The sequence below is a fragment of the Campylobacter sp. RM5063 genome, assembly GCF_024723655.1.
Classification (GTDB): Bacteria; Campylobacterota; Campylobacteria; order Campylobacterales; family Campylobacteraceae; genus Campylobacter_D; species Campylobacter_D lari_D.
This window is the reverse complement of record NZ_JANQDA010000028.1, coordinates 1-9,097: the sequence shown is the minus strand read 5'-3', so window position 1 is coordinate 9,097 and position 9,097 is coordinate 1. Positions and strand designations below refer to the sequence as shown.

Annotated in this window: 9 protein-coding genes and 1 pseudogene; 3 read left to right on the top strand and 7 right to left on the bottom strand. The window is 28.0% G+C overall.

Going from position 1 to position 9,097, the window contains the following annotated elements:
* A pseudogene (locus tag CAMP5063_RS07865) lies at positions 1-334 on the top strand (acetyltransferase); the annotation flags it as partial.
* A 1-nt stretch (position 335) separates the two neighbouring features.
* Complete coding sequence (locus CAMP5063_RS07860; RefSeq protein ID WP_337195123.1) at positions 336-1,832, top strand: amino acid adenylation domain-containing protein; 1,497 nt, start codon at positions 336-338, stop codon at positions 1,830-1,832.
* Here the strand turns inward: CAMP5063_RS07860 and CAMP5063_RS07855 are convergent.
* From CAMP5063_RS07855 to CAMP5063_RS07830, 6 genes are read right to left on the bottom strand one after another with little or no spacing between them, the layout of a single operon-like run.
* Entirely contained in the window at positions 1,829-2,587 is a 759-nt protein-coding gene (locus tag CAMP5063_RS07855) for a phosphocholine cytidylyltransferase family protein (RefSeq protein WP_337195122.1), read from the bottom strand. The genes CAMP5063_RS07860 and CAMP5063_RS07855 overlap by 4 nt on opposite strands.
* Entirely contained in the window at positions 2,584-3,183 is a 600-nt protein-coding gene (locus tag CAMP5063_RS07850) for a gamma-glutamyl-CDP-amidate hydrolase (RefSeq protein WP_337195124.1), read from the bottom strand. Before CAMP5063_RS07850 ends, CAMP5063_RS07855 begins: the two co-directional genes overlap by 4 nt.
* On the bottom strand, positions 3,180-5,504 hold the full coding sequence (locus CAMP5063_RS07845; RefSeq protein ID WP_337195121.1) for a PEP-utilizing enzyme: 2,325 nt from the start codon (positions 5,502-5,504) through the stop codon (positions 3,180-3,182). Before CAMP5063_RS07845 ends, CAMP5063_RS07850 begins: the two co-directional genes overlap by 4 nt.
* 12 nt (positions 5,505-5,516) lie before the next feature.
* Complete coding sequence (locus CAMP5063_RS07840) at positions 5,517-6,290, bottom strand: class I SAM-dependent methyltransferase (RefSeq protein ID WP_337195120.1); 774 nt, start codon at positions 6,288-6,290, stop codon at positions 5,517-5,519.
* 49 nt (positions 6,291-6,339) lie between these two features.
* A complete protein-coding gene (locus tag CAMP5063_RS07835; protein WP_337195119.1) occupies positions 6,340-7,107 on the bottom strand; it encodes a class I SAM-dependent methyltransferase in 768 nt (255 codons plus the stop codon).
* Positions 7,094-7,618 (bottom strand): adenylyl-sulfate kinase, encoded by a 525-nt coding sequence (locus CAMP5063_RS07830; RefSeq protein ID WP_337195118.1) that lies wholly within the window; start codon positions 7,616-7,618, stop codon positions 7,094-7,096. The genes CAMP5063_RS07835 and CAMP5063_RS07830 overlap by 14 nt, the downstream gene beginning before the upstream one ends.
* Before the next feature lie 108 nt (positions 7,619-7,726).
* Here CAMP5063_RS07830 and CAMP5063_RS07825 point away from each other — a divergent pair, with 108 nt between their 5' ends.
* Entirely contained in the window at positions 7,727-7,951 is a 225-nt protein-coding gene (locus CAMP5063_RS07825; protein ID WP_087698989.1) for an acyl carrier protein, read from the top strand.
* A 20-nt stretch (positions 7,952-7,971) separates the two neighbouring features.
* Here CAMP5063_RS07825 and CAMP5063_RS07820 read toward each other — a convergent pair whose 3' ends face one another.
* Entirely contained in the window at positions 7,972-9,015 is a 1,044-nt protein-coding gene (locus tag CAMP5063_RS07820; RefSeq protein ID WP_263660804.1) for an acyl carrier protein, read from the bottom strand.
* Positions 9,016-9,097 lie beyond the last annotated feature (82 nt).

Genomic DNA, 9,097 nt, shown 5'->3' with positions numbered 1-9,097 from the left:
AGTTTTATTTGGCTCTAAAATAGCTGGGTACACTTTTAGTCATTTCATAGAAGAAAAAGCTCATGTTCCATATAGATATTTTAAAAATTTTAGTGGAAAAATTATTGATGAAGATGGTAAAATACTCCAAAAAAATATTAAATACTATGTTAGGAAATTGAATGAAAATTCAGATTTAGATGTTGATAAACAAGTAGCTATTTTAAAAAATGATAATAATTTTAATATTTTAAATTTTTCCAATGCTCATATAATAAATATCAACATGAAAAACTATTTAGAAAAAACATTAAAAGCTTTAAAGGATAACCCTTATTGTTTGCTAAAGGAATAAAATGACAACTCATATCAATGATTTTTTACAAGAAAGTGTTGCTAAATTTGGAAGTAAAAATGCTTTTGTTGAGTTTAATGGTAGAAGTATAAGCTATAAAGAATTTGATGATTTAAGTAAAAAAATAGCAAGTAAAATTCTTTCTAAACTTCCTACTAAAAATACACAAGATCCTGTATTAATCATGCTTCCTAAAGGGATTGATTGTCTGCTTTCTTTTTTTGGTGTAGCAAAAAGTGGGAATTTTTATACACTTTTAGATGAAAAAAGTCCCAAAGAGCGTGTAGAAAAAGTTATAGAAGTTTTAAAACCAAAGCTTTTAATTACTTCTAAAAAATTAAATTTAGATTTTAATCTTGATACCATTTTCACAGAAGATTTTGAAAGCTTTGTTATAAATGAAAATGCTTTAGAAAAAGCTTTAAATAATCACATAGATACAAACTTACTTTATGTCTTTTTTACAAGCGGAAGCACAGGAACTCCAAAAGGAGTAAGTATAAGCCATAAAAGTGTGATTGATTATACTTTTTGGGTATGTGAAACTTTTAAGCTAAGCCATGAAGATATACTTGCTAATCAAGCGCCATTTTACTTTGATAATAGCATATTAGATATATTTAGCTCTGTTAAAATGGGAGCTACGCTTCATATACTGCCTAATCATCTTTTTGCTTTTCCAAATAAAATTTTAGAGTATCTAGAACAAGAAAAAATAACAACAATTTTTTGGGTACCTTCAGTGCTGATTTATTTTGCTAATACCAATGCTCTTGAAGCCTTTACACTAAGGCATTTAAACAAAATTCTTTTTTGTGGCGAAATCATGCCAAATAAACAACTCAACATTTGGCGTAAATACCTTTCTAGTACTTTATTTGCTAATCTTTATGGACCTACTGAAATTACCGATGTATGCTCTTTTTACATAGTTGATAGACAATTTAGCGATGATGAGCTTTTGCCTATAGGAAAAGCATGTAAAAATACCCAACTTTTAGTCTTTGATGAGAATTTAAATTTAATTACTTCAAGTCAAGTGGGAGTTAAAGGCGAGCTTTATGTAAGAGGAACTTGTCTTTCTTTAGGCTATTACAACGATAAAGAAAAAACAAAGCAAGCTTTTATGCAAAATCCTTTGCATGATAATTACCTAGACTTGCTTTATAAAACAGGTGATGTGGTAGCTTATAATGAATTTGGCGAACTTTTATGTTATGGACGGATAGATCATCAAATCAAATATATGGGTCATCGCATAGAACTTGGAGAGATAGAAAGTATTATAAATTCTCATGAGAATGTAAGAAATTGTGCTTGTATTTTTAAAGAAGAAATTATTTGCTTTTATGAAAGTAAGGAAGAGTTAGATTTTAAAAACTTTTTAAAAGACAAACTCCCTATTTACATGATACCTAAAAAATTTGTTAAAATAGAACAATTTACTTTAAATGCAAATGGGAAGATTGATAGGAAGGTTTTGAGTAAAAACTCTTAAATCTCCACTCTTAAATCGCTCATAAAATCTATCTCGCACCAATTTCCATTGATTTTTATAGCTTTTGCATTTTTGTATTTATTAATTAAAATTTGTAAAAAACTTGTCATATACATATTTTTAAAATCTTTTTCATCATAAAGTAAAGTTCTATCAAGCTCATCATAAGTTTTTAAAACTTCTTTTAAAAAATGATGAGAAAATTTAAATAAGCCTATATATTGCCCTTGAATTTCATCATAACTTTTTGCTTTTTTGCCAAGCTCTACTATAAAATCATCATCTAATTTTAAAGTTTCAGCATCATCAAGTGGATTTTCAAACCTTTTTACCCATAGTTCTTTCCAAGTTTTATCCACAATAACAGCAAAATCATCTTTTGATTGTTTGAGTTTTTCTATACTATCTTTAAAATAAACTATATCAGCATAAGAAATAATCAAATCTTGCTCATCCTCAATACACTTTTGCAAAAAATCTCTAGCACAAAATAAAGTCTGAACCATATTAGTTTTATCATAGTTTTCATTTTTATAAAACAACTCCAAATTATGATTTTTACCTACATAATCCTTTAAAACATCAAATAAATATCCACCAACTACACATATCTCATGAATATTATTTTCTTTTAAAGCTTGAATTTCATAGTCTATGATTTTTTTATTTTTATATTCAACCATACATTTTGGATTGTTCTTTGTTAAAGGCATTAACCTTGAACCAAACCCTGCTGCTAAAATTATAGCTCTCATTTTATATCCTTTAACCACGCATTAAAAATACTTTTTTCGCTCATACCATTTTCTCTTTCAATATGCCACATTAGACCATAAATACTAAATTTTTTATGCTTAAAAGCTTCTATTGTTTCATCTTTTGCATTTGCTAACGCCTCAAGCTCATTACCTAATGTTTTAATAGCAAAATTATGATATGAATTAACATTAATTATTTGATCTTTTAAATACACTTCATGATTTCCAATATGATCTTTACAAGGACAAATGGTAGAATTAAAATAAGAAGCAATCATCTGTGCTCCTTTGCAAATTCCAAGCAAAGGGATATTATCTTGCATACAATGTTTTATAATGTTTTTCTCATATTCGTCTCTTTTTTGATTAACAAAAGAAAATTTACAAGAGCTTAAATCATTACCCCCACTTAAAATCACAGCACTAATACTAGAGATATAATTTTTAAAATCAATTTCATAACTCAATGGAAGAGGTAAAAACTCACTTAATTCTTTTTTAAAAAAACTTCCCCAATCAAGTGCCAAACACTCTCTTAATTCATAATAATCTTGATTTTCTAAAATTCTTTGACTAATAGCTATAAATTTCATAGACAAAATATCTGCTCACTTTGACAATCAATTTTAATTTTTTTTGCTTGAAGATATTTTTTAAAATTCTCTTCACCTACGCCAATAACAGCAGGCATAGCAAGTTCAGAAGCTCTAATAGCCATATGTGAATTTGCACCACCATAGCAAGTGATAAAACCTGCAATATCTTTAGTAAATAAATAATCATATCCAGGATCAGCTGCATAGATTAACACTATCTTGCCTTTTAAATCTTGTTCATTTTCTAAAGCAATATTAGCACTAATGCTTTTTTGCGTGATAAAATTTGGATGAATATAGCTAGTAAAAAACCCAAATATTTGATGTGCATCAGTTAGTAAAGCCGGAAGTTTTATAGCTAAACTTAATTGATATTCTTGTTTGTTTTCATTAATTTCACTCAAAAATTTATCTTTTGGATTTTTAGAATACACACTAGAATACAAATTTAAAATACTCTTAATATCCAAATGGGCCATATCTTCTTTAGATATTCCATAATAATTTCCAAGATCCTCTATCAGTGATATAGCTTTAGATAAGAGCTTGCTAAATTCAAATTTAATAAATTCGCGTCCTTCTATAGCTATTTTTAAAAAGCTAAAAAATTCTTTTGCATTAACTTCAATTCCATGTTCTTTTAAAATTTGATCAAGTTTTTGCAATTTATCATCGCTAATCTTAAATTCCTTTTCTTTTTGAATTTCACTTTTTTGTTTTAAATCAAAATACCCATCAAAATCCTCATCATACCTTGGAGATAAAATATTATAAGTCCCTGCTCTTAAATGACCAAATTGTTTTAAAAAATCTTGTTTGTTATTTTCATTTAAAGTTGCTAATTCATAACTCAAAGTTTTACTAACGGTATGAAGAGAATTTAAAAATTCATTTTTTTCTTCTTTGCTAAAAAATCCAATTTCCACCAAAGAATTAAGCATAGTCATAGCCACAAACGCAGCCCTTGCAACACCAGCAAATGGTAATGTTCCATATCTTTTACACTCTTCTAAAAGCCAATAAATTTTATCTAATGGTGAAAAATCTGAATGCATAATATTTTCATAATATACAATCATTTGTTTTGATTTTTCTATATCTTTTAAACACAAGCCATTTTTAATATTAACAATAGAATTGGTAAGGTTTAGTAAAGAAAATTCAATGCGTTTGATTTCATTTTTATTAAAACCATGATCTAATAAGCGTTCTAATTTATCAGCCATATGAAAATCATAACAAGAAAATACTATATCAAATTCTACTTTATCATGTAACTCATGATTTTCATATAATTTATTTAAATAATAATTAACTAACTTTTTAGCAATACTCTCATCCAGTGTTTTTGGTATAAAAGAATTAAAAGAAAGTCTCACATCTACATAAGGAATACCTAAAAAAGAATGGATTAAAGGGTGCGATCTTAAATCTCTATAGCCATAATTATTTCTTTGATAAGCCCAAATATTATCTGTAATGATTTCTTTATAAAGACTAAAAGCTAATCTTTTTGGTCTAAGTCCTATAATTTCTGCTGGATTCCAATCAGGCATTACACCAAAAATGGCTTTATCTCCAAGCACTCTAGATCTTGGTTCTTGTAAAGATACAAATCTTTTATAAAGTCTATGTAAAGCTTCTTTAGGCAGGTTATTAAAAAGATTAATTTTTTCTTGCATTATTAAAGGTCTAACTTGCAAGCAAAAAAGTTCATCTTGCTCATTAAAAGCAAATTCTACATCTAAAAAATTACAACCATATAAACTTTCAAGTTCTTTTAATAATAAAATAACTTTTTGCATATATGGATCTTTTATATCTTCATTTTCACGGTAGTGAAAATATGTTTTAGCATTTTTAGCACTTCCATCTGTAATGGAACTATTAGAGCCGTTTTCATCATATTCTATACAAAAATATGGAGCAAAATTATCCTTATCTACACTAAAAGCAACACCACACTTTTTAATATCTAAAAGCATAGGTTGGATTAGAATTTCATCATTCTCACTAGGCATAGAATGACTTACTTTTTCTAAAGCATTAAAAAGTTGGCTTTTATCATTAATATTTACATTAGCCAAACTTAAAAAAGCTCCAGCATTGGAACTTTTTAAACTATCTTCGCTATTAGAAGAACTACGGATGATTAGTTTTTTCGCATTTAGATTGATAATTTTTTTAAGCACTTCTTCTTTATCTTGAATGATTTCTTTTAAAGAAGTGATAACTACATCTAAAACTTTTGCATTTTTAAGTATATTTTTTAAATTCTGTAAATTTCTTGCTTTTGTTTGAAAAACTAATCTATCCATAATATCACTCTTTTATATTTTTTTTGCACTCCAAGCTCTTGTTGTATATTTGATATCAAATTCACCTGGTAATTCTTGTTTTAACTTATCAGTGATTTTCTCAAACAACTCATTACCTTCTTTAGTCTCAAGATCCCAATAAGGATTTTTTACACTTTTCCAAGCATTGATATAATTATCTACACTTTGATGAAAGTAAAAATCTTCTTCCAAATAAATAATATTATCAAAAAGCTCTTTATGTGCTTCTATAATAGGGCGTTGATCTTCTCTTCTTGTGCCTCTTGTATAATTTGGAACAAAACTAACAATAATATCTTCTGCTATTTTTTGAATAGGATCATTTAAATCTCTATGATTCCACATACAAGTAAAATAACATCCTTTTTTGAGCAATCTATGACTTTCTTTTAGCGCCATTGATCTATCCATCACATTAAAACTACTTCCAAAGCTCACCCAATCAAACTCTCCATCTTTTAAAGTAGAGTCAATACCGGTAGCTCTTACCCATTCTACATCTTGACCTTGAGTTCTTTCTATACCAATTTCACGCATTGCATCATTTGGCTCAACCGCTACCACTTTACAAGCTCTCTCTAAAAGCATAATACTTAAATTCCCTGTACCTGCTCCAATATCTGCAACTTTTATCTTTGAACTTTGACTAGTTCTTTTAGCAAGCTCTACTAGCATATCTATACTAAGTGGTGCATAATTTGGTCTATATGAATAAAATTTTGCATGCTTAGTATAATCCCAAACTTCTTCTACTATTTTTTCCATTTTTTTCCTTTAACTTTAATAGCAAAGCTAAAAAAGCTAAAGGATTTTACTATGCCTTATGCACCGTCCATGCACGGATTTTATAAGGAATTTCAATCATATCCATAGAAGAAATTTTATTTTCTATCATTTTTAAAATTTCTTCCCATCTAGCTTTTCCAGCTTGTGCTTGAATATCATTTACAGAATGCCAAGCCCCAAGATAACGCTCTTTACTCCAAAGCTCTTTATAATCGCACTCCATAAAAAAGCAGTCTGTGAAATCTCCAGTACTTACTAAGATTTCTTCCCAATTTTTAACATTTTGAGTTCCACTACTTACACGAGTAAGCTCTGGTATAATATGTTTAATTTCCTCTTCAATTTCATAAAACACAGAGCCTTTAGCTATATGGCGTGGATTCCATATAGCAGTGAAATACCCCCCCCCTGTAAGCACTCTTGCAAACTCAGGTAAGGATTTTTTAGGATCTGTCCAGTGAAAAGAACTGGCCATGATTACCCAATCAGCATAATTACTAGGCATGGTAGTTTCTTCTCCACTGCCTTTATACCAAGTAATATTTTGTGAATTTTGAGTAAATTTAATACCCTCTTCACGCATATTATCATTTGGCTCGACTGCATCTATACAAAGGTTAAACTCATCAGCAAGCATTTTAGTAAGCTTTCCCGTACCCGCTCCTACTTCTACAACTTTTAATATGCTTTTATTTTGATCATTTACACATTTTATGAGCTTTTCTATAAGCATACTTGAGTATGCTGGTCTATTGTGATAATGTTTTGCAACTTCACTAAAATCACCTTGTTTCATGAAACTCCTTTATTACTAAATCAAATATTATATCGACCTTTTTATCTAAATTATCCTGCAATGAATTATCTAGTATAAAATGTGCATTTGGTTCATCATATTTTACATCAACACCTACAACATTTTTAATTTCACCATTTAAAGCTTTTGTATAAAGTCCTTTTTGATCTCTTTTTATTAATTCTTCCATTGAGCATTTAATATAAATTTCAAAATAATTTTTTAAATTTTCTCTATTATATTTATAAATTTCATTAAACATAGATATGGTTGTTACAACTACTATCATACCTTGATCATTTAAAAATTTAGCAAATTGGGATCTTTTTAATGCTACATCTATACGACCTTGCTTATCATAGCTATAATGTCCTAGCAAATCTCTTAATTCATCTCCATCAAGATAGATAATGTTTTTATGCTCATTTTTTAATTTCTCATATAATGCTTTACCTATAGTACTTTTTCCACTACCTGCTAAACCTGTAAGCCAAATAACACTTGCAATCATTTAAAACTTTCTCAAATTAATAAAGATAATATATTATCAAATTCTTATAAAATTCAATATTAATAAGATATAATAATCATTATTATTTTAAACAAAAAAAGGATAAATATGCAAAATATTAAAAAATTTTTTATGAACATAGAGAGAACCGATATTGATGAAACAATGCAAAATTTAGTAAGTGAAGACATTATAGATAGTATTGATATTATGGCTTTAGTAGCTGAAATTGAAAAGCACTATGGAAAAAGTCTCAATGCTGAATTTATAAGTCCTGAAAATTTTGAAGATTTTCAAAGTATCAAAAATATGCTAGAAAAAGCATATAATTAACGCAATGTTAAAACATTGCGTTAATTACTTTTTAAAGACTGGATAATTTTATTTTTAGACACAATAATTTCTGCTATAAAATCAGCTATTTTATCCCAATCACTTTCTTTGGTTTGGGTTAAGGTTGGATTTTCTTCATACTCATCCCAATTAATCGGCTCAAATAAGCTTTTTCTGTGTGGAAAATACTTAGCTCTAACCCACTCAAGTGAAGGAGCATAATAATCAACATAAGCTTTTGCTATTTCTTTTTGCACTCTAAATTTCAACCTATCCTCATTAGCACCTTCAAAAATTTTTCTAGCCGTATAAAGTAAAGAATTTATGTTTTGCCCATGCAAATCTTTTTTTATAAGTCTTCCTTGAAGCTCCATACCTAAAAGATTAAAACTTTCATTTTTATTTTGCTTTAATGAAAATTCATCATCCCATTCTAAACCTAAATGATATACAAAATCTTTAAGTAATGTTCCGCCAACATATTCTTCCTTCAAAAGTCTCACTATTAAACTTTTTTCACCAAATACTTCTATATGGCTCTCACAAATCCACTTATAATCAAATATATATTTTCTAGGATGCTCATCAGGCTTAAAATCAGCACTATAAAACCCCATATTATTTTTAATATCTTGAGAACAATGAGAATTTAAATATCCAAGAGTATCTCTAAAGTAAATAATTTCATAAATTTCATCAAATCCTAAAGCATTTAAAACACTTTTAAGAATTTCTATATGTCTTTTAGTAGAAAAATCCCAAACTATCCCTTCTGCAGAAAATATAAATTTCTTATCTTTATGCATTGTGGCTTCTATTTTGAAATTCTCAACAGCCTTAATCAAACGCACATCTTCTAAATCGTCCAATGGATTTTGACTTAATTTATCTTTTTTTATAAGCTCTAAAACTATATCGACTAAAACCCAATGTCTATTTGCCATTCTAAGAGATTTTGGATAGATATAACCTTGTTGCAAAAGTTTATTTTCATTTTGCATTAAAAAGCCTTGTCTTTCTTGGTTGCCACTATTGGTTGTTCCTATACTAATATACGCTGTCATTTTTTCCTTTTCATATTTTAAAAATCTATATCTAGTAATTATATCAAAATCACATAATTTCCAATATAAATTTATTACCCTT

What these genes read in the sequence shown, in the direction of transcription:
- CAMP5063_RS07860 (WP_337195123.1), top strand. Translation starts at nt 336, where the DNA reads ATGACAACTCATATCAATGATTTTTTACAAGAAAGTGTTGCTAAATTT.
- CAMP5063_RS07855 (WP_337195122.1), bottom strand. Translation starts at nt 2,587, where the DNA reads ATGAGAGCTATAATTTTAGCAGCAGGGTTTGGTTCAAGGTTAATGCCT.
- CAMP5063_RS07850 (WP_337195124.1), bottom strand. Translation starts at nt 3,183, where the DNA reads ATGAAATTTATAGCTATTAGTCAAAGAATTTTAGAAAATCAAGATTAT.
- CAMP5063_RS07845 (WP_337195121.1), bottom strand. Translation starts at nt 5,504, where the DNA reads ATGGATAGATTAGTTTTTCAAACAAAAGCAAGAAATTTACAGAATTTA.
- CAMP5063_RS07840 (WP_337195120.1), bottom strand. Translation starts at nt 6,290, where the DNA reads ATGGAAAAAATAGTAGAAGAAGTTTGGGATTATACTAAGCATGCAAAA.
- CAMP5063_RS07835 (WP_337195119.1), bottom strand. Translation starts at nt 7,107, where the DNA reads ATGAAACAAGGTGATTTTAGTGAAGTTGCAAAACATTATCACAATAGA.
- CAMP5063_RS07830 (WP_337195118.1), bottom strand. Translation starts at nt 7,618, where the DNA reads ATGATTGCAAGTGTTATTTGGCTTACAGGTTTAGCAGGTAGTGGAAAA.
- CAMP5063_RS07825 (WP_087698989.1), top strand. Translation starts at nt 7,727, where the DNA reads ATGCAAAATATTAAAAAATTTTTTATGAACATAGAGAGAACCGATATT.
- CAMP5063_RS07820 (WP_263660804.1), bottom strand. Translation starts at nt 9,015, where the DNA reads ATGACAGCGTATATTAGTATAGGAACAACCAATAGTGGCAACCAAGAA.